Genomic DNA, 20,248 nt, shown 5'->3' on the forward strand with positions numbered 1-20,248 from the left:
GCGCGGTGGTCCCACCTGACCCCATGCCGAACTCAGAAGTGAAACGCCGTAGCGCCGATGGTAGTGTGGGGTCTCCCCATGCGAGAGTAGGGAACTGCCAGGCATCAAATTAAGCAGTAAGCCGGTCATAAAACCGGTGGTTGTAAAAGAATTCGGTGGAGCGGTAGTTCAGTCGGTTAGAATACCTGCCTGTCACGCAGGGGGTCGCGGGTTCGAGTCCCGTCCGTTCCGCCACTTATTAAGAAGCCTCGAGTTAACGCTCGAGGTTTTTTTTCGTCTGGATATCTATTATTGCCAGAATCGCAAAAATCCTCTGCGTTTTACGCTCTTTTTCCGCAACAGTCTGAAGCCCATAATCACCTCAGTTAACGAAAATAGCATTAAAAGAGGTATATTATGGCTATCCCTGCATTTGGTTTAGGTACTTTCCGTCTGAAAGACGACGTTGTTATTTCATCTGTGAAAACGGCGCTTGAACTTGGTTATCGCGCAATTGATACCGCACAAATCTATGATAACGAAGCCGCAGTAGGTCAGGCGATTGCAGAAAGTGGCGTGCCACGTCATGAATTCTACATCACCACTAAAATCTGGATTGAAAATCTCAGCAAAGACAAATTGATCCCGAGTCTGAAAGAGAGCCTGCAAAAATTGCGTATCGATTATGTTGATCTGACGCTAATCCACTGGCCGTCACCAAACGATGAAGTCTCTGTTGAAGAGTTTATGCAGGCGCTGCTGGAAGCCAAAAAACAAGGGCTGACGCGTGAGATCGGTATTTCCAACTTCACGATCCCATTGATGGAAAAGGCGATTGCTGCTGTTGGCGCTGAAAACATCGCTACTAACCAGATTGAACTCTCTCCTTATCTGCAAAACCGTAAAGTGGTTGCCTGGGCTAAACAGCACGGCATCCATATTACTTCCTATATGACACTGGCGTATGGTAAGGCCCTGAAAGATGAGGTTATTGCTCGTATCGCAGCTAAACACAATGCGACTCCGGCACAAGTGATTCTGGCATGGGCTATGGGGGAAGGTTACTCAGTAATTCCTTCTTCTACTAAACGTAAAAACCTGGAAAGTAATCTTAAGGCACAAAATTTACAGCTTGATGCCAAAGATAAAAAAGCGATCGCCGCACTGGATTGCAACGACCGTCTGGTTAGCCCGGAAGGTCTGGCTCCTGAATGGGATTAAGCCTCTCTGACAGCTCCTTCGGGAGCTGTTTTTACATGCTCGCTAAGGAAATCGATAAAAGCCCGGATGCGCGTACTGACCGCACGGTCGCTGTAATAGACAGCACTAAATGGCATTTCCACTGGCAACACTTTATCTGCCATTAACTCCACCAATTCTCCGCGAGCGATTTCTCTGTCGATCATGTAGTCGGACAAACACGCAATCCCGTTGCCACTTAGGCAAAGCTGTTTCAGTGTTTCCCCACTATTGGATGACAAACCGTACTTCACCTCATGTAATTGTCCATCGCTACAGGCTATCGGCCAGGTATTGAGGGAAGCGGGTTCAGTGAATCCCAGGCAAACATGTTGCTTTAAATCGTCGAGCGTTTCAGGCTTCCCATAGCGGGAAATATAATCGGGGGAGGCGATAATTTTTCGATAACTGTTAAATAACGGCCTGGCACGTAAGCTGGAATCCGTTAACGTACCGGCGCGTATCGCGACATCCACTTTTCTTTCGATCAAATTAATAATCGTTTCGGAGGAGACTAGTGATAAAGTGACTTCCGGATAGCGTTCACGGAAAGGCTTAATCAACGGCATCAGAAAGTGCAGCACTACTGGAGTTGCGGCATCGATGCGCAACAGTCCACGCGGTGTATTACGCGTCTCCATAATTTCTGATTCTGCCGCTGCCATCTCCTGCAAAATTGACTGTACGCGACGAAAATAACGCTCGCCTTCTTCCGTCAGGCTAAGTTGCCGCGTGGTCCGATTAAGCAGGCTAACGCCAAGTTTCATCTCCAGCTTCTTCACCGCCCGGCTTACCGCTGAGTTTGCTTGCCCTAATTGTTCCGCTGCCCGGCTAAAGCTGCCGCTTTCGACGACCGAAACAAAAATGGCGAGTTCTTCCGACGTGGCTTTCATTTTTGCTCCTGTTGCAAAATAGATGAGATATTTTGAATTTATTTGTCATTAAACCATCAGGATGCGTGATATGTCATCCGATTTAATGTTCTCAATAATGAGCAAATTTCTGACCGGTGTAAGCACTTGCTTACATAACAATATACAATTGCTCGTTGAAAGAGTGAGCTAAAATCCCTATAACAGTAGAACCCTCCCGAGTGCGGAAGGGTTGACGTAATAGAGGTTTCAAAGTCAAAAGTGCGAAAAAACACCTATGCCATGCGCTATGTTGCCGGACAACCTGCGGAAAGGATCTTACCGCCGGGGTCTTTTGCGAGCATCGGCCAGGCATTACCACCTGGAGAACCGTTAAGTACCGAAGAGCGTATTCGGATCCTGGTGTGGAACATATACAAACAGCAACGCGCTGAATGGTTGTCGGTATTAAAGAACTACGGCAAAGATGCACATCTGGTGTTATTGCAGGAAGCGCAGACAACGCCAGAGTTAGTGCAGTTTGCGACCGCTAACTATCTTGCCGCCGATCAGGTACCCGCTTTCGTGCTGCCACAACATCCTTCCGGTGTAATGACCCTTTCGGCGGCGCATCCAGTGTATTGCTGCCCGTTACGTGAACGAGAACCCATTTTGCGTCTGGCGAAGTCGGCCCTGGTGACGGTCTATCCATTGCCTGACACCCGCCTGTTGATGGTGGTTAATATACACGCCGTCAATTTCAGTTTGGGCGTGGATGTCTATAGTAAGCAGTTACTTCCTATTGGCGATCAGATAGCTCACCACAGCGGCCCGGTCATTATGGCGGGAGATTTCAATGCCTGGAGCCGTAGAAGGATGAACGCGTTATATCGCTTTGCGCGGGAAATGTCGCTGCGCCAGGTGCGTTTTACCGATGATCAGCGCCGTCGGGCGTTTGGCCGCCCGCTCGATTTTGTTTTCTACCGTGGTCTGAACGTCAGCGAAGCTTCTGTACTGGTTACGCGCGCTTCCGATCACAATCCGCTACTCGTTGAATTCAGTCCCGGCAAGCCTGATAAATAAGGTATGTCAGGTCTGCCACAGGGCAGACCAACGTTTGGCGCTGCCCTTTTTAATCAAACAATAAAAGGACAGCGCAATGACAACACAATCCCACCATGACCACGTAGAAAAGCAGTTTAGCTCGCAGACCAGTGAGTATTTAACCAGTACCGTACATGCATCCGGGCGAGATTTACAGCGCCTGGCGGTGCGTCTGGCTGATTATCCTGATGCAAGTGTACTTGATATGGGCTGCGGAGCAGGGCATGCCAGCTTTGTCGCTGCGCAGAACGTGAGCGCGGTGGTGGCGTATGACTTATCTGCCCAAATGCTGGATGTCGTGGCACAAGCTGCCGAAGCCCGGCAACTGAAAAATATCACCACCCGCCAGGGTTATGCCGAAAGTCTGCCATTTGCCGATAACGCATTTGATATTGTTATCAGCCGTTATTCTGCCCATCACTGGCATGATGTTGGTGCAGCACTGCGTGAAGTGAATCGGGTATTGAAACCCGGCGGTAGGCTGATTGTGATGGACGTAATGTCTCCGGGTCATCCAGTGCGCGACATCTGGTTACAGACGGTAGAAGCATTACGCGATACCTCTCACGTACGAAACTACACCAGCGGTGAGTGGTTGACGTTAATCAATGAAGCCAATCTGATAGTTGATAATTTAATTACAGATAAGTTACCTCTGGAATTTTCTTCATGGGTCGCGAGAATGCGTACGCCAGAAGCGTTAGTAGACGCTATTCGCATTTACCAACAGAGCGCATCGACAGAGGTGAGAACGTATTTTGCCTTGCAGAATGACGGCTCTTTCACCAGTGATATCATCATGGTAGAAGCACATAAAGCAGCATAAATAAAAAAGGCACCGGGGGAATCGGTGCCTTTTTATTATCTGGTTTGTCAGGAATCTGGCATGTTGTTGTTTTTCACAAACAACGTCAGCTTATCGCCTGGTTGCAGATTCGCAGTATCGCTGTTCCAGCGCATCACATCTTTGATGTTCACGCCGTGGCGTTTAGCAATGCTTGAAAGCGAATCGCCTTTGCGCACACGATACGTAATGCTATCGCTGTTGTTTGCCAACCGCTGTGCGCTACTACCTGCGCCAATCGTCAAGCTTTGGCCTGGCTTCAGCTTAGATCCGCGCAGTTTGTTCCACTGCTGCAAATCTTTGGTGCTAACGCCGAGACGTGAAGCGATACTTGAAAGCGTGTCGCCAGAGCGTACGGTGTAAACACGGCTGTTAAGCGGCGTATTGTCGGCAACCAGCGTCGACTGTACAGCAGCAATTTCGCCCGAAGCCAGAGATTCACGCAGTTGATCTGCATGCTTCTTTGGCACCATCACGTACTGCGGACCACTTGCGCCCAGCGTGGAGCCTTTCACGCCAGCGTTGAATGTCTTCAGCTTGCTGACGGAAATCCCCGCCATATCTGCAACCTTCGCCATTTCAACTGGGCTGCTCAGGTGCACACGCGCCAGAGCACGGCTTTCATCGGTCGTTGGCAGACGTACGCCATAACGCTTGCTGTTTTTGAGAATATCACTCAATGCCAGCATTTTAGGCACGTACTGCTTCGTTTCCTGCGGCAACGGTAACGACCAGAAGTCCGTGGATTTCCCACGCGCTTTGTTCGTTTTAATTGCCTTCATGACTCGACCTTCGCCGCTGTTATAAGCCGCTACGGTCAGAAGCCAGTCGCCGTCAAACATCTTGTTCAGACGCTGCATCATGTTCAGCGCGGCAGTTGTTGAAGCAACAACATCGCGACGCGCGTCATAATTGCGGGTCTGTTTCAAACCATAATTGCGCCCCGTGCTCGGAATGATCTGCCAGATGCCTGCGGCATTGGCGCCAGACGTTGCGTGAGGATCAAAAGCGCTCTCCACTATGGGTAGTAGTACCAGTTCCATAGGCATGTTACGTTTTTTAACTTGCCCGGCTATCCAGTACATATACGGCTCTGCCCGTAAAGTTACATCGTGGAGATAGCTCTTATTGCGTAAATATTTCTGTTTCTGTTCGCGAATCCGGTCATTTTCCGGAATTCCCATCTTTAGCTCGTCGCCAATGAAAGCCCACAAGTCACCATCTGGCGCGATAGACGTCCCATCGTCCATCCATCGTGCCTGACTTGTAAACTTTGCTGCTTCCCCTTGACCAGCTGCAGAAAGGCTCTGTGCGTGCTGTTGAACGTTGCCGGTACTCTGGCAACCCACGAGCAGGACAGAGGCGAGTAATATCGCTTTTGCCTTCATGTGTGTGTCAATAGTTGCTTAAAAGACGACCGATCATAACGGCGAACGGAGCCGATGACAAGAAAGTTTTATCAGAACCTATCTTTCTTTGACCTTAACCATGCAAAACGTTCTTCAGGTTGTTGCAATAATGTTTCTTCATTAATTACATTAATTAAATCAATATCTTCGGTTCTTAAAAAAACATTAATTTGCCGCTCATTTTTCAGAATTACGGGTAGTGTTATTTGATTTTTTGCCCGTAACTCCTTAACTTTACGATAATAATCATTTATGGACAAATCGTGCGGAAGAATACTCAAAGCAAACTTCATATTTGATAAGGTATATTCATGAGCACAACATACCAATGTATCGTCAGGTAACGCACTTAATTTTTTAAGTGATTGATACATTTGTGATGGTGTCCCTTCAAACAACCGACCACACCCACCAGAAAACAGCGTGTCGCCGCAAAATAGATAAGGTTTACTGAAGTAACAGATATGTCCTAAAGTGTGACCCGATGTGGCAATTACACTAAATTCATGCCCCAAAACGAAGGCAATTTCGCCATCTTTGACTACCCGTGTTGTTCCCTTATCTTGTGTCTCTTGTGGACCATACACCACAATTTGCGGAAACTTTTTCACCAGTTCTTTCACGCCGCCAACGTGATCGTGGTGATGGTGGGTGAGAAATATGGCCTCCGGTTGCCAGTTATTGGCGGCAATGGCGTTTAATACTGGCTCTGCGTCTCCGGGATCGACAATCAGGCAGCGACCTGCTTCATCATTCAAAACCCAGATGTAATTGTCATCAAAGGCGGGAATACTGTTAAGATTCATAGATTACCTCTCAGTGTGAAACGGAAGGTTGTGATGAAACCGGCAAGAGTCCCTCAAACTGTCGTGGCTCCTGATTGCTGGGGCGATTTGCCCTGGGGAGAGCTTTATCGCAAGGCGCTGGAGCGCCAGCTCAACCCGTGGTTCACTAAAATGTATGGTTTTCATCTGCTTAAGATTGGCAATTTAAGCGCAGAAATCAATTGCGAAGCGTGCGCGGTTTCTCATCAAGTGAATGTTTCTGCGCAAGGAATGCCCGTCCAGGTGCAGGCGGACCCACTTCATCTTCCTTTTGCCGATAAATCCGTTGATGTTTGTCTACTGGCACATACATTGCCGTGGTGCACCGATCCGCATCGTTTATTGCGTGAAGCCGATCGGGTATTGATTGATGATGGCTGGCTGGTGATTAGTGGCTTCAATCCCATCAGTTTAATGGGATTACGCAAACTTGTGCCGGTATTGCGAAAAACCTCTCCCTATAACAGCCGGATGTTTACTCTGATGCGGCAGCTGGACTGGCTCTCTTTGTTGAATTTTGAAGTGCTACACGCCAGCCGTTTCCACGTTCTCCCGTGGAACAAACACGGTGGAAAATTATTAAATGCGCATATTCCTGCGCTTGGTTGCTTACAACTTATTGTCGCCCGGAAACGGACTATTCCTTTAACGCTAAATCCGATGAAACAGAGTAAAAACAAGCCACGAATTCGCCAGGCGGTTGGAGCCACCCGGCAATGTCGTAAACCACAGGCTTAAACTTCGACTTGATAGCCCGTATCTTCCAGTGTGGGATTCATCGCTGCGGCACGAGCCAGTTCATCGCAACGTTCGTTTTCTGGATGACCGGCATGGCCTTTAACCCATTCCCATTTGATTTGATGCTGCCCCAGCGCAGCATCAAGACGTTGCCAGAGATCGACATTTTTTACTGGTTTTTTGTCTGCTGTTTTCCAGCCACGTTTTTTCCAGTTATGGATCCACTGGGTGATACCCTGGCGGACATACTGGCTGTCGGTACTCAAAATGACTTCGCAATGTTCTTTTAACGCCTCCAGCGCGACAATAGCGGCCATCAACTCCATACGGTTGTTGGTGGTGCGGGTGTAGCCTGCGCTAAAGGTTTTCTCGCGTCCGCGATAGCGTAAAATAGCGCCGTAACCCCCAGGTCCTGGATTACCCAGACACGAACCGTCGGTGAAAATTTCTACCTGTTTAAGCATCTCTGGTAGACTTCCTGTAATTGAATCGAACTGTAAAACGACAAGTCTGACATAAATGACCGCTATGAGCACTGCAATTACACGCCAGATCGTTCTCGATACCGAAACTACCGGTATGAACCAGATTGGTGCGCACTATGAAGGCCACAAGATCATTGAGATTGGTGCCGTTGAAGTGGTGAACCGTCGCCTGACGGGCAATAACTTCCATGTTTATCTCAAACCCGAGCGGCTGGTGGATCCGGAAGCCTTTGGCGTACATGGTATTGCCGATGAGTTTTTGCTCGATAAGCCCACGTTTGCCGAGGTAGCCGATGAGTTCATGAACTATATCCGCGGCGCGGAGCTGGTGATCCATAACGCAGCGTTCGATATCGGCTTTATGGACTACGAGTTTTCGTTGCTTAAGCGCGATATTCCGAAGACCAATACCTTCTGTAAGGTCACCGATAGCCTTGCGGTGGCGAGGAAAATGTTTCCCGGTAAGCGCAACAGCCTCGATGCGTTATGTGCCCGCTACGAAATAGATAACAGTAAACGAACGCTGCACGGGGCATTACTCGATGCCCAGATCCTTGCGGAAGTTTATCTGGCGATGACCGGTGGTCAAACGTCGATGGCTTTTGCGATGGAAGGAGAGACACAACAGCAACAAGGTGAAGCAACAATTCAGCGCATTGTGCGTCAGGCAAGTAAGTTACGCGTTGTTTTTGCGACAGATGAAGAGCTTGCGGCACATGAAGCCCGTCTCGATCTGGTGCAGAAAAAGGGCGGAAGCTGCCTCTGGCGGGCATAAATACCTGTAAAAGGCGCTAAAAATAGCGACTTGGGCGATTTTTGCAGCAAACGATTCAAAAGATGAGAAAAACCGTTGACGAAGGGTGAGGCAATCCGTAATATTCGCCTCGTTCCCAACGGAACACAACGCGGAGCGGTAGTTCAGTCGGTTAGAATACCTGCCTGTCACGCAGGGGGTCGCGGGTTCGAGTCCCGTCCGTTCCGCCAAATTCACTCATGAAAATGAGTTCAGAGAACCGCGAGATTTTTAATTTTGCGGTTTTTTTGCATTTAAATCCCGCTATTTCTCTGTTCAATGATTTTACTCTGGCGTAAGTGCGTGATTCTCGCTTGTTGTCTCATTTATTAAAATTCAATAATGATATCGAACCATTCAGCTTAAATATATTTTCTGAGAATGATTTTATATTGATTAAATGAATGTATATTTCATATTGATTTTGTTTGTTATTATTTAAGTGGGGTATATAATTAGAGTCCGTTATCAGTACTAAATATTCTAATCATCATGACAGGCGAGGGAGTGTCCGATTATGAATTCAAAAAAGGTTTGTTGCATATGTGTGTTATTCTCGCTGCTTGCAGGATGTGCCTCTGAATCTCCTATTGATGAAAAAAAGAAAAAAGCTCAAGTTACACAAAGTAATATTAATAAAAACACTCCCCCGCAACTGACAGACAAAGATTTATTCGGTAATGAAACCACTCTGGCTGTATCCGAGGAGGATATTCAAGCTGCGCTTGAAGGAGATGAGTTTCGTGTGCCCCTCAGTTCTCCTGTAATACTTGTTCAGTCTGGTAGTCGCGCACCGGAAACCATTATGCAGGAGGAGATGAGAAAATATTATACAGTTGCCACATTTTCTGGCATTCCTGACAGGCAAAAAACTTTAACCTGTAATAAAGACAAAAACAAAGATGAAAGCCTAGATATTGTAGATGCCGAAAATATGAACTGGATGCAGGCATTGCGTTTTGTTGCAGCAAAAGGCCATCAGAAAGCAATTATTGTTTTCCAGGATACGTTGCAGACAGGAAAATATGACTCTGGATTAAAATCAATAGTTTGGACAGATTATAAAAATCAAAAATTGACTGACACGATGTCACTGCGTTATTTGGTTCGATTCACGCTGGTGGATGTGGCTACAGGTGAGTGGGCTACCTGGTCGCCTGTGAATTATGAATCGAAACTGATTTTTCCGCAGATAGGGAATAAAAATTCTGACAGCCTTGATGTGGCAGAACAGCAGATTTCACAACTTAAGCAGAAAACGTACGCAGCAGTGGTTAAAGACCTGGTGAATCGATATCAGTAGTGAGGTTTTATACCAGACGTTTTAGTGGTACTTAGCAGGAAAGAGCATTTTTCTTTTCTGTTTTACACTATGGAACAAGTCTGCTAATTAATTTTACATATATTTTTTAGGAGTAGTAAAAATTTTCCTCAAGTTATTTGTTGTCCTCTCAACATATAAGCTGTAGTTCGAGTTTTCGGTTGAACTGTCAAAAATACATCACATACATCTATAAAACAGCAGGTACGGTTAATTAAGAATTTTTATTCGTGATTAACCGTACTTTGTCATTTTATCCTATAATGTTAAATTGCCTTTTTAAAATATAACAATAATGCAGATGAAAGACTCCCAGGTAACTTAGAAAATCCGTTCACTCCACAGACTGTACGCACTGGTTCCGGCGACGATGTGCTCCCAGTTGATGCTCTCATAGGTAAATGACACAGACTCTTCCGGCTGCCCTGGGCTGTCGTTAATGGTATGGGGAACGGTAAGGCCGATGTTTGAGATCCGGGCATTAGTCAGTTTCAGCTTGTAGTACGGCTCATTAATACCAAAACGGTTGGTGCGATAGAAGACAAAATCACAGGTCAGACATTCATTCTCCGAAATGGCCTTGCCCAGAAGGGGGGAGGATTTGTCCACCGGTTTCGTGATAGTCAGTTCCTGGTGATTGACGTTCTGTGCGCGACTCAGCCCATGGGACAGTGACATCACCATGATCTGATCCTGATGTGCAATCTGGGCCTTGTTACCGATGGACGGCATTGACGAGCATCCGGATGAAATCAGTCCCTGGAGTTCTCCGTTTAGTGTCAGATAGACGGGATTTGCCATTGTTATTCTCCTTAACCTCAATGAGTCGGATGGACAGGTTCGGTTCTGGTATCCGTTGCCATATCCTGTCCGGTATTTTTCAGCAGTAGCCAGCGGCTTAACAGCCCGTCCAGCCGTTCGTTGATCTCTTTTTCCAGCGCCTGTGTGTCCTGCTTCCGTGCGCGTGTCTCCTGGTACTGTGTCAGCAGGTACTCCAGCGGTGTTTCCTGATTCAGTAACCGTTCGGCCTGCCAGGTCACCGTCTTGATATACGAGAGGGTGAAACCCTGTTTCTCCGTCTCCTTTTTCATCATCAGATCCGCAAAGTCCCGCAAATTCTGCCGCGCCTGTTGCCAGCCCTTCATCTGCGGACTGGCTTGCGCCCGGTTTCTCAGCGTGTTGCTCCACATCCTGCTGGCTTCCTGCTGTTGCAGGCTTTCCGGCCAGAGGGTGTCTGCGGTGCGCATCATCTGCATTCCGGTTTCCAGCGGCTGTAGTGGCGGGGCATCCAGAAGCTGTTGCAGGTACTGTTCATATTCTTTCAGTACCGGGGAGGCCAACCAGGCGGTGGCGGCTCCCTGTGCGGTATCCCTGACTTGCGTAAGCTGCCGTTGTATCGGATACGCCTGCCACCACCAGAGTACTGCCGCGATAACGGCAGTACAGGCGGCACCGGCAACAAAACCTTTTACCGTGCTGCCCTGTCTAACGTTGTCGGCGTTATTTGCCACACCGCGCACCTCCACCCGCATTTCCGGCAGGTCGGGCAGGGGAGGCACGGCTTCCGCTGTGGTGGAAGCCGTGCTTTCCGGCGCATAGACCAGCGTCCGGACCGTGGTCTGTGCCGCCGTATCAGTACGGTTTCCGGGCTGCGGCTCAAACCGCTTGCGTGTGTTCTGCACAAAATAAAGCAGGTTTTCCACGCGCGGCTGGCGCTTCAGTTCCACCTGCTGGAGTTTGTCGCAAATAAGCTGTAAAGCCCGTTCCGTGCGGTAGAGCAACGGCAGATCATTTTCGGAAAAGGACACCTGCTGGCGCAGAATATTCCCGGTGCGGGTATTGAACCAGTCCAGCATCTCAGTCCGCGCCGGGCCACCCTGCGGCCAGAATTTATCCCATTCGTGGGTGATCATCGCAGCCAGCAGTTCCGAGCCTTCGCAGAACCCTGCCAGCCCCTGATTACGGGTACGCGCCAGCGTATAGTAGGTGGCGGTATGCAAATCCACCCCGTTGGCCTTAAAAATCGACAGCGCCAGCGATTCCACCAGTTTCCAGTTCAGCTCCGGCTGTGACGGGTGGTTAGCTTTGTTAATTTCTTCGCGGATGGCGCTGAACTCCGGCAGGGCGCGCGGATCGCTGCCGGTAACGATAGTTTGTGTCAGTGCGTAATTGCTCATCACTATCCCCTTAATACAACGTATCCGGTAAACGGAACAGGCTGAACAGACCGCCGGTGAACGGGTTATCTTCGGTATCCACATGCACCCGGTAAACCATTGCGCCGCCGTCCACGTTAAAGCGCACGTTAAAGGTGTCACTGGTCACATTGGTCAACTGGCCCGCGCCGAACAGGCGGAACTGCGCCCACGGTCCACTGAACGCGATACTGTGCGGTGCTCTGCCGCTGGTGCCAATCAGCGTCAGCTTGCTTTCATTGCCTTCACGCATGTTGTTCGGCCAGACCAGATGGGCGGTGTAGTTGCGTCCCTGGCTGTAGTCCACTAACTGGCCGTCCAGGTTAAGTACGCTGCGCCGCTTATTGCCGGAAAGCGATACGGTTTCCACGGCAAACTGTGCGCCCAGCCCGTTCTGCTGGCTGAAGAAGATGTCGCGGATTTTCTGCGCGGTATCCAGTTGCTGCCGGATATCTTCACGGATTAACACTCTGCCGTCGTCGCCAAAGGTCAGATCGTTTTCAAGGAACAGGCGCAGGTTGTTCTTGTAGAAATTGTCCAGAATGCCATCCGGTTTAAAGAAACGTTCAAACGAATCCAGTGAGGCATCCTGTGTGGCGCGCGGATTAAACGGATAGTTATCGGCAAGCTGCTCGTTGAAGGGTTTCACTACATTGTCGCGCCAGTCCACTTCCATGTAACGAACGGCTTCCACCATCACCACATGCCAGGCCTGATCCGCGAGCTTACCTACCCAGCGGTTAAGCGGTGCAGGGAGAGTTTTTGCCATCTGGCGGGTAGCGAAGATTGGATCGCTGCTGTTTTGATCCAGACGTAGCTGTACTGCTTTCAGCGCCGATTTCCCCGGCACTGGCGAGTTCTGGATCGCCAGCAGGTAACGGTGCAGCTCGGTCAGTTGCTGGTACACGGCCTGTAGCGTACTCGCCTTGTCCTTTTGCTCCTCCAGTGCGCTGTTTTCCGGTGCGAACTCATGCCCCAGCCGGGATAACAGGCGGTAATCCATCTCATTTATTGCCGCTTCCCTCGCCTTATCATCCAGTTTGCCGGAGAGCGTCAGCGCGTGGGTATTATCGCGCAGCGCCGTCAGCGCACGCTGGAATGGCTGATCGCCGCTGATAATCTGCTCCAGCGCGTCGGTCAGCGCCGACATGGCCTCATAGTCACGGACGTTGAGGTTATCCATTCCGGCACGCCAGGTGGCGGTATAGTCACTGATGTACTGTTCGGTGATATGGCGCTGGATCTCTTCACGGTCGGCCTCGCTGTAGGCGACGCTTTGCGTCAGGTTCAGTACCCACGAATCCAGCGCGGTCAGCTCAACGAGGCCCTCACGCTGTTTGACAAAATAGCTTTGCAGTCCATAGCGGGTGAGGAACTGCGGGATCACCAGTTTTTCATCATTACCGGCGACGAACACGTTGTCGAAGGTGGGACCAACCTGGTCGCGCAAATTCAAATCGGCGGGCAACACGCTTAATGCTTTGGTGCGCAGGGTCTGGTAGACACGCTGGTATATGGGCAGCTTGCTCAGTTCCTGCTGCGCATTAATGACCGGTTTATCATAGGGGGTCCAGCGGCTGACAGCATCGCTGTCACCGCTCTGGCGCTGCGCGTGCCAGTCGGTGTGCTCCAGCGCATAGTCCAGATGCGCCATCAGTTGCGCCTGAATATCGCGCTGGCCGTGAAATTCATTGCTCCAGCGCCGCGCCATGTACTGTTTTACCGCCTCGTTGTTGCGCCCACTTTTGTCTTCCATCATGCGCAGTACGCGCAGCACGGCGAGCTTTTCTTCGCTCTCTGGCGGGGCATTGTTTAGATCCCGGATCAGGCCGTTCATTAACGAGGGGAGATAACGCTGCTCAAGAAGCTGAATGTAGGTTTGCTCCACATACGGCCCTACGCGGACGCCCTGGTACAATCCCATATCCGCCAGAAAACCGCGATCGCGGTAATCGCCATAGGCCAGGGTGGCATCGCGTACCGGATTAAGCAACGACAGTTGCAGATTGCCGAATTCATCCGTTCCTTGCGGTGGTGGTACGTCCATAAAGGCTTTAGCCTGTGCCAGTACGTTAACGCCGGACTGCCAGTTCTGATTGTAATAATGGTGCCAGCTTCCGACCAGCAATGCCGCCAGCGCCGCGCCACAGGCGGAAAAGGCGGTCAGCCTGCGCCGGGAGCTGTTCAGCCAGACGCTGTTTTCACCCGCCAGGTTCGGCTCAGCCAGCAGGACTTCAGGGAAGAGGCGGCGAGTAAAATACGGCGTCGTCTCCACCAGAGGCCAGGTTGCCAGCGAGCTGTTACCCAGCCCGTACTGGCGGGCGGCGGACTGCGTGAAAATATCATCCACCTGGCCACGCTGTAGCGATGATGTGAGCCAGACGCCACGCAGCATTACATCCATGTTCTCACCGTCCAGCAATGCGGCGAGCAGTGCGGTGACGATTTCTCCTGTTCCCTGCATCTGACGGGAGAAGCTGAACACGGCGCTGCGGGGAGCAGCACCGGTTTGTGCGAGCATCAGATCCGACAGCGCCAGGTTCACCTGTTGTACCCACGTCTGCCAGAAAGCCCCCAGTTCGCTGCGCCAGTCGTCACTTTCATGGGCGCGGCGGGTAAACGTGACGCCGAGGATCGCATCGCGGTCTTTTTTATCCAGTGAATGGAACAGCGCGGCAAAGCCGGTCAGCAGATCCAGCCGTGTCAGCACCACGTAAACGGGCAGACGGCAGTGCAGACTCTGGCGGATCTCCTGAAGTTGCTGGCGCAAATTTTGTACCAGTGTCTCACGGCGGGATTTATCCGCCGTCAGCAGATCGGGAAGATCGAGCGTCAGGATCAGGCCGTTGAGCGGCTGGCGCGCGCGCGTTTGCATCAGCCAGCCCAGCCAGTGTTCGCGCAGGCGGCGGTGGAGCAGATCATCCCCGCCGGGCGAGGTCAGTACGCCGTCAACATCGAAAATCACCGCTTGGTTGCCCACTCGCGGTGTGATCAGCGGATGGTATTCCGTACCCCGGATGCTTTCCGGCGTGTAAATAATGTCAGATGGAAAGCCCTCGCGCAGCAGAGCGCTTTTACCGCTACCCGCAGGACCAATGACCATATACCACGGCAACTGCCACAGATAACGGCGGTTATCCAGATGGCGGCGCAGGCGCAGCAGCCAGTGATCCAGATATTGCTGCTGGCGGTGGAGTTCCACGGTCAACGGATCTTTTTCTTCCTCCCGCTGCTGTTTCTGCTGTTTTTCCAGCTTTTGCAGACGCTTCATTACCCGCCAGGTGAGCCAGATCAGAGCGATAAGCCCCCAGACGGCGGTCGCCAGCCAGCGGTTTGTTAGAGGAGCCAGCCAGTGCTGCTCATAGAGCGTCCATTTCGGACCTTGCCACCAGATCCACACCAGCAGAAAAATCCATGCCAGCGCCAGCAGCCAGGCGGCGGATACCCTGAATCGCGGCATCGCTGGCCTGAGAGCAGATCTCAGCGTGCTGAACAGTCGGGATGTCGGAAATCTGAACACGGTAACTCCTTGTTATCTTTTACTGTTCTGCCGTGAATTTTTGTTCCAGTGCTTCCAGCAGGGACGGTTCCCATTCGGACAGCATCATGTGTAATCCTGTTCTGAAGAGTATCCGGTACTGCTGTTGTGCAAGCTGAACCATACCGGCCTCTTCCAGTAACTGCGCGCCGAAAAACTGGCGGTGAAACTGGTGGCGGGGATCACCTTCGGGCAGGTTTTCCAGGTACCGCAGCGCGGCTTCCAGCCCGTTTTCATCGAAGCACGCCCTGGCCGCCTGTAATTCTTCATCGGTCTGTACAACCGGGGCGGTCTGGTTGACTGAGCCGGATGATGCCAGCCACTGTTTCGTCTGTTCGGACACAAACGGAGTGCGGTCGTTAAACAACAGGTTGATCAGTGCGGGCAGGCGGGCCAGAAAACCGGTAACTTCATCACGGATAGCATCCGCCACCTGTTTATAACCGAGGCGCAGCGCGGTCTGTGCTGAGAGGTAATGACCGTCCAGCCAGTACGGGGCCAGCAGCAGGCTTTTTTCCACCTGCTGCCACAGCGCCATGTCGGCATTGTTCAGCCGCGCCAGGTAATCATCCATCATATCGACAGGGAAGGCTGCCAGTGGGGTCCGGCCATCGCTTTCTGCCTGCGGGGTACTGGTGATGGTCTGCCACAGAGCATGGCGGCGCAGTCGGTAACCCTGCGGTGACTCCGGCTGGCGCTCACAGAGAATGGCGGCCACCTTCAGCAGGGTGTCGCGCCATGCTTTATCGTCGTGGCTGTCAACAGTGACCTGCGGGATTGGAGTGGCTGCAACAGGAGGCTGAGCGGCAACCGTGTGCGGTGACATATCCGGTACAGATCCGGCTGTGGCCTGCGGCGCAATGGCGGCGGTTCGTGCAGATGATGGCATTTCAGGCGCTACATCACGAAACGCGCGCTGAAACAGGGCAAATAAATCGTCTGTCGCCTTAGCCAGCTCAGGAGCGTTGTGCGCCTGCCAGCACTGTGCCAGTTTTGCCAGCTCTCCCAGCAAAGCATCGCGCTGTATTGTCGCAGCATTCCCGGCAAAGTCCTGAACGGCAGACTCAAAGCGTTTTATCACCTGGGCGGCAAAGCGTTTTTTGTGGGCCATGTTCTGCGGTGCGGCGCATGTCCAGTAGTGTTCTGTATATTGTGCCAGCATCCTGGAGGCCAGCAGAATATCACCGGCATGTTGCAGGGTACGCAGCAGGTGGGCCAGCAGGCGAAAATCTTTGGTTTCTGAGGCCAGAAGCATCAGGCCCCGGCGCTGAAGTTCCGGGATATCAAGCTGGCTGTGCGCCAGTGAACCGAGCTTGACGATTTCGCTGTCGACAAACTCCCAGTCTGCATTGCCATCATCAAGCGCGGCGGACAGCTTATCTTCCGGCAGGTTTTCCAGCAGGTGTGCAAGCCATACATCGGGATTACGTAAGTCCATTGCCATATTCTTATTCTCCCGCCCAGTGGCAGGCGTCGCGTAGCGGCGCAATAACCCGTGCCAGCCCGTCAATGTTAAAGGTCAGCTTTCCGGCGGCGTTGTCTGTGCCGGTATCCACCGTCAGCGTTTTTGCGCCGAACAGTTGCTTAATTTCATCGATACCGGATAACCCCCGGCTGGACTCCAGCAGGGTGCCGTTCTCGCGCACAAACCAGTGGCTGCGTAATGCCCGGCTGTCGGCATTCAGGGTGACGGCGATATCATGGACATCCAGAGGGTGCATCAGCGCCACCTGCATCCGGGTGATATTGTCCACGCAACTGAACATCAGCACCGGGCGCGGCGGAACATGGCCGATAGCCGGGGTGGTTATCACTACCGTCGGGCGTTCACCCGGCACCTGCGTCACCAGCAGCCCTGTGGTATTGCCCTGGCGGCGTTTTTCCTGCTCTGTGGCGCGGGTCCAGGCTTCGCCCTGGTAACGGGCTTTCACCAGTGCAGCCCCACCAAAGGCTGGCTGCTCTGGCGAAAGAATGCGGTCATAACAGTCAAGCCGCTCCAGCGCCGCAGGCTCCCGCCGACAGGACCGCATGGACTGTAACGTGGCTGCCGCATCCGAAGGTGTCGCTGTTGCAGCGGCTACCGCCACACCGGCCATTGACGATGTTTCTGCGGGCGCGGCACTGGCGGGTAAGCCCGCCATCAGGCCCGCGATAAACCATCCTGTCTGCAGGAAAACGCGCAACCTGCTCATAAAACCGTTTCATCCTCTGTGACGGACTCGTCGTTCAGAACATCTTCCACGTCTGCTGTGAATGCACCGTCTGCCACCGACAGGCGAATCCGGGCAATCGCCGTGTTAGCCGCCATTTTCTGCAACAGCAGCAGCGAGAGCGGCGGCAGCATGTCGCCGTCAATGACCGATTCGAGCATCCTCGCGCCGTTTTCCGCGCGGGTGACGCGGCTCATGATTTCGTCCGTCACTTCCGGTTCAATAATCACGTCCGCACCAAAGCGGCTGCGCAGCACGTTATCCAGGCGGGCCAGTTTCCCGGCAATAATGGTAGCGAGCGTCGCTTTCGACAGCGGCAGGTATGGCACCACTTCCATACGCGCCAGCAGGGCGGGTTTAAAGAAGTCTGCCAGCACCGGATACAGGGCTTCCTGCATGGTTTCCGGGTCATCGGCGTGTTCGACAATCACCTGATAGCCGAGGTTGGAGGTGAGGAAGAAGACGATGTTTTTACAGTCAATCAGGCGGCCCTCGCCGTCCGCCATCTCGCCCTTGTCAAACGCCTGGTAGAACAGGTTGAGCACATCCGGGTGCGCTTTTTCCACTTCATCGAGAAGTACCACCGAGTAGGGTTTCTGGCGGATGGCCTCAGTCAGCACGCCGCCTTCGCCATAGCCGACATAGCCCGGAGGGGAACCAATCAGCCGCGAGACGGTGTGCTTCTCCTGGAACTCGGACATATTGATGGTGGTCAGGTACTGGCGACCGCCGTAGAGCAACTCTGCCAGTTGCAGGACGGTTTCGGTTTTACCCACGCCACTGGGACCAGCCAGCAGAAACGCGCCAAGCGGGCGTCCCGGACGGCGCAGGTCGGCGCGTGCGGTCAGCAGGTGTTTATGCAGGCTGGCAATCGCCAGGTCCTGGCCTTTGATGGTGTCACCAAGCCACTTCGGCAGGTCGGTGATGACCGACATTTCATTCTGCGACAGGCGGTTAAGCGGAACACCAGTCCATTCGGCAATTACCGCCGCAATCTGTTTTTTATCGACATGCGGAGAGACCAGCAACCGATCGTTATGCAGGGCGTCCAGTTCGGCAGTAAGCTGTGCCAGCCGCTGTACCGGGGAAACTGTTTCAGCGGTCTCTTCCGGCTGTACGCTGCCAGCTTCATCAGCCGGTATGGCACCAGTATTATCCTGTTCTGACTCTGGCGGCGTATCCACTACGGCATCTGTGTCCTCTGCAACGCCCAGTAACTGCTGGCGTAGCGTAATAATCTCCTGTACCAGCGCCTGTTGCTGGTGCCAGGCGGCTTCCAGTTCATCCAGCGCCGTCAGTGTTTCATCGTACTGCACCAGCACTTCCGTCATCCGGGCGGTATCGGTACGCAGCCCGATACGCCTTTCGCGCTCAAGCTGGCGGATTTCCGTCTCCTGCTGCTGGCTTAACGTGGCCAGCGCCGAAATCTGTTTCGGCGGCGAAGAAAGGTTGATTGCCACGCGGGCGCAGGCGGTGTCCAGCACATCAATCGCTTTGTCCGGCAACTGACGTCCGGAGAGATAACGCTCGCTCAGTGTTGCTGCGGCTTGTAAGGCCTCATCGTCAATCAGCACACCGTGAGACTGTTCATAGACCGCCGACAGGCCACGCAGAATAATCGTCGCTTCGGCAGCGTTAGGTTCGCTGACCTTAACTAACTGGAAGCGGCGCGATAAGGCAGCGTCTTTTTCGAAGTATTTTTTGTATTCGCTCCAGGTTGTGGCGGCGATGGTTTTCAGTTCGCCACGCGCCAGCGCCGGTTTGAGCAGGTTGGAGATATCCAGCCCGCCCTGCTGGTTGCCCGCGCCAATCAGGGTATGCGCTTCGTCGATAAACAGAATGATCGGCACCGGGGAGGAAATGACCTCCGCCATCAGCCCTTTGAAACGTTTTTCGAATTCGCCCTTCACCGACGCTCCGGCCTGCAATGCGCCCAGGTCAAGGGTCATGATATCGGTGTTTTTCAGCTTGTCCGGCACCTGGCCTGCCACGATGCGCAGCGCCAGCCCTTCAATCAGTGCGCTTTTGCCCACGCCCGCTTCGCCCACTACCACCGGGTTATTTTTACGACGGCGGCAGAGAATGTCGATCATCAAATCGATTTCGTGGTCGCGGCACAGTACCGGATCGAGTTTTCCGTTACGGGCGTCTTCGGTCATATTTTTGGCATAGCGGGCAAGCAGGGTGTCGCCGGTTTCTGTTGCACGGAACGCTTGCCCACCAGCCAGATCCACGGATTCGGCGGATTCTTTTGTCCATGCGGTGAAATCCTGCTGTAACTGGTCACGGTTTATGGCCGTCAGCAGACGGGCAGCAGCGGGTGGAATATAGCGCAGCGGTGAATGCAGCAGAGTAAGCAGCAGGACGCCGCTGCGCAGTTCGCTGTGCTGCATCTGGGCTGAGGCCAGCAGCCATGACTCCTTGAGCCATTCGATCAGCATCGGGGAGAAGCTGGGATAGCCTTCGGCGGAACGTCCGCCGGGATAACTCTCCACGGTCAGCGCCTGGCGTAAATCCTCCGCACTGATGCCTGTGCGTTCGGCAATCACCCTTACGTCGCTGCGCGGGATAACCAGCATCTGCAACAGCATATGGGCAACGGTGATCTCACTGGCCTGCTGGCTCATACACTCCGAGGCAGCCATTTCCAGCGCCTGTTTTGCAAAGGGGTTAAGCCGCTTTACCAGCGTGGCTAAATCAATCTGGATCATAAGATGT

16 protein-coding genes, 2 tRNA genes and 1 rRNA gene are annotated in these 20,248 nt (G+C 52.5%); 9 read left to right on the forward strand and 10 right to left on the reverse strand.

All coding sequences use genetic code 11. From position 1 onward, the window contains the following. The 3 genes from rrf to dkgB all read left to right on the forward strand — a co-directional run. Nucleotides 1–103: ribosomal RNA gene (gene rrf / locus ACJHYR_RS23715) — 5S ribosomal RNA — on the forward strand; the annotation flags it as partial. 54 nt (nucleotides 104–157) lie between these two features. After that, nucleotides 158–234: transfer RNA gene (locus tag ACJHYR_RS23720), tRNA-Asp, on the forward strand. 162 nt (nucleotides 235–396) lie between these two features. Beyond that, nucleotides 397–1,200, forward strand: a complete 804-nt coding sequence (dkgB, locus tag ACJHYR_RS23725; RefSeq protein WP_000997023.1) for a 2,5-didehydrogluconate reductase DkgB — start codon at nucleotides 397–399, stop codon at nucleotides 1,198–1,200. On the opposite strand, the gene yafC is transcribed toward dkgB, so the two are convergent. Further along, the gene (yafC, locus tag ACJHYR_RS23730; protein WP_000648590.1) at nucleotides 1,197–2,111 is read right to left on the reverse strand and encodes a DNA-binding transcriptional regulator YafC; all 915 of its coding nucleotides are present in this window, start codon (nucleotides 2,109–2,111) and stop codon (nucleotides 1,197–1,199) included. The genes dkgB and yafC overlap by 4 nt on opposite strands. 240 nt (nucleotides 2,112–2,351) lie before the next feature. On the opposite strand from yafC, the gene ACJHYR_RS23735 reads away from it, so the two are divergent. Together ACJHYR_RS23735 and ACJHYR_RS23740 are read left to right on the forward strand one after the other, a co-directional pair. Continuing rightward, complete coding sequence (locus ACJHYR_RS23735; RefSeq protein WP_001230983.1) at nucleotides 2,352–3,152, forward strand: endonuclease/exonuclease/phosphatase family protein; 801 nt, start codon at nucleotides 2,352–2,354, stop codon at nucleotides 3,150–3,152. A 76-nt stretch (nucleotides 3,153–3,228) separates the two neighbouring features. Continuing rightward, on the forward strand, nucleotides 3,229–3,999 hold the full coding sequence (locus ACJHYR_RS23740; protein ID WP_059328114.1) for a class I SAM-dependent methyltransferase: 771 nt from the start codon (nucleotides 3,229–3,231) through the stop codon (nucleotides 3,997–3,999). 47 nt (nucleotides 4,000–4,046) lie between these two features. Here ACJHYR_RS23740 and mltD read toward each other — a convergent pair whose 3' ends face one another. Together mltD and gloB are read right to left on the reverse strand one after the other, a co-directional pair. After that, complete coding sequence (gene mltD, locus ACJHYR_RS23745) at nucleotides 4,047–5,405, reverse strand: murein transglycosylase D (RefSeq protein WP_000644685.1); 1,359 nt, start codon at nucleotides 5,403–5,405, stop codon at nucleotides 4,047–4,049. A 71-nt stretch (nucleotides 5,406–5,476) separates the two neighbouring features. Continuing rightward, complete coding sequence (gene gloB, locus ACJHYR_RS23750; protein WP_059328113.1) at nucleotides 5,477–6,232, reverse strand: hydroxyacylglutathione hydrolase; 756 nt, start codon at nucleotides 6,230–6,232, stop codon at nucleotides 5,477–5,479. 33 nt (nucleotides 6,233–6,265) lie between these two features. Here gloB and ACJHYR_RS23755 point away from each other — a divergent pair, with 33 nt between their 5' ends. Beyond that, nucleotides 6,266–6,988, forward strand: a complete 723-nt coding sequence (locus tag ACJHYR_RS23755; RefSeq protein ID WP_001295200.1) for a class I SAM-dependent methyltransferase — start codon at nucleotides 6,266–6,268, stop codon at nucleotides 6,986–6,988. Here the strand turns inward: ACJHYR_RS23755 and rnhA are convergent. Then, the gene (rnhA, locus tag ACJHYR_RS23760) at nucleotides 6,985–7,452 is read right to left on the reverse strand and encodes a ribonuclease HI (protein ID WP_000917883.1); all 468 of its coding nucleotides are present in this window, start codon (nucleotides 7,450–7,452) and stop codon (nucleotides 6,985–6,987) included. The genes ACJHYR_RS23755 and rnhA overlap by 4 nt on opposite strands. 64 nt (nucleotides 7,453–7,516) lie before the next feature. Here rnhA and dnaQ point away from each other — a divergent pair, with 64 nt between their 5' ends. From dnaQ to ACJHYR_RS23775, 3 genes are all read left to right on the forward strand, one after another. After that, entirely contained in the window at nucleotides 7,517–8,248 is a 732-nt protein-coding gene (dnaQ, locus tag ACJHYR_RS23765; protein WP_024165575.1) for a DNA polymerase III subunit epsilon, read from the forward strand. A gap of 132 nt (nucleotides 8,249–8,380) precedes the next feature. Beyond that, nucleotides 8,381–8,457, forward strand: a tRNA-Asp gene (locus tag ACJHYR_RS23770). 326 nt (nucleotides 8,458–8,783) lie between these two features. Continuing rightward, the gene (locus ACJHYR_RS23775; protein WP_001086160.1) at nucleotides 8,784–9,569 is read left to right on the forward strand and encodes a hypothetical protein; all 786 of its coding nucleotides are present in this window, start codon (nucleotides 8,784–8,786) and stop codon (nucleotides 9,567–9,569) included. Between the two features lie 339 nt (nucleotides 9,570–9,908). Here the strand turns inward: ACJHYR_RS23775 and ACJHYR_RS23780 are convergent, their stop codons facing one another. The 6 genes from ACJHYR_RS23780 to tssH all read right to left on the reverse strand — a co-directional run bounded on the left by ACJHYR_RS23780 (nucleotide 9,909) and on the right by tssH (nucleotide 20,241). After that, nucleotides 9,909–10,388 carry an Hcp family type VI secretion system effector gene (locus ACJHYR_RS23780; RefSeq protein WP_000013179.1) on the reverse strand — a complete coding sequence of 160 codons (480 nt, stop codon included), beginning with the start codon at nucleotides 10,386–10,388 and terminating at the stop codon, nucleotides 9,909–9,911. A 17-nt stretch (nucleotides 10,389–10,405) separates the two neighbouring features. After that, a complete protein-coding gene (locus ACJHYR_RS23785; protein WP_000073803.1) occupies nucleotides 10,406–11,764 on the reverse strand; it encodes a VasL domain-containing protein in 1,359 nt (452 codons plus the stop codon). A 10-nt stretch (nucleotides 11,765–11,774) separates the two neighbouring features. After that, nucleotides 11,775–15,212 carry a type VI secretion system membrane subunit TssM gene (tssM, locus tag ACJHYR_RS23790; RefSeq protein ID WP_122986661.1) on the reverse strand — a complete coding sequence of 1,146 codons (3,438 nt, stop codon included), beginning with the start codon at nucleotides 15,210–15,212 and terminating at the stop codon, nucleotides 11,775–11,777. A gap of 109 nt (nucleotides 15,213–15,321) precedes the next feature. After that, complete coding sequence (gene tssA, locus ACJHYR_RS23795) at nucleotides 15,322–16,764, reverse strand: type VI secretion system protein TssA (RefSeq protein WP_001306815.1); 1,443 nt, start codon at nucleotides 16,762–16,764, stop codon at nucleotides 15,322–15,324. 4 nt (nucleotides 16,765–16,768) lie between these two features. Then, on the reverse strand, nucleotides 16,769–17,512 hold the full coding sequence (gene vasI / locus ACJHYR_RS23800) for a type VI secretion system-associated protein VasI (RefSeq protein WP_000088845.1): 744 nt from the start codon (nucleotides 17,510–17,512) through the stop codon (nucleotides 16,769–16,771). Further along, nucleotides 17,509–20,241 carry a type VI secretion system ATPase TssH gene (gene tssH, locus ACJHYR_RS23805; RefSeq protein WP_000614302.1) on the reverse strand — a complete coding sequence of 911 codons (2,733 nt, stop codon included), beginning with the start codon at nucleotides 20,239–20,241 and terminating at the stop codon, nucleotides 17,509–17,511. The genes vasI and tssH overlap by 4 nt, the downstream gene beginning before the upstream one ends. Nucleotides 20,242–20,248: the final 7 nt, after the last annotated feature.

The sequence above is a fragment of the Escherichia sp. WS1450 genome, assembly GCF_046487395.1.
Lineage (GTDB): Bacteria > Pseudomonadota > Gammaproteobacteria > Enterobacterales > Enterobacteriaceae > Escherichia > Escherichia coli.